The 203-nt window shown below is 52.2% G+C and carries 1 rRNA gene; it reads right to left on the reverse strand.

Features of this window, described 5'->3' with window-relative positions:
* Positions 1 to 185: ribosomal RNA gene (locus OTG14_RS23695) — 16S ribosomal RNA — on the reverse strand; the annotation flags it as partial.
* Between the last annotated feature and the right edge of the window lie 18 nt (positions 186 to 203).

Below are 203 nucleotides of genomic sequence, written 5' to 3' on the forward strand. Positions count from 1 at the left end.
CGACGTTATGCGGTATTAGCTACCGTTTCCAGTAGTTATCCCCCTCCATCAGGCAGTTTCCCAGACATTACTCACCCGTCCGCCGCTCGTCACCCGAGAGCAAGCTCTCTGTGCTACCGCTCGACTTGCATGTGTTAGGCCTGCCGCCAGCGTTCAATCTGAGCCATGATCAAACTCTTCAATTTAAGTTTGATGCTCGTGAA

Source organism: Enterobacter pseudoroggenkampii, assembly GCF_026420145.1.
GTDB classification, from domain to species: domain Bacteria; phylum Pseudomonadota; class Gammaproteobacteria; order Enterobacterales; family Enterobacteriaceae; genus Enterobacter; species Enterobacter pseudoroggenkampii.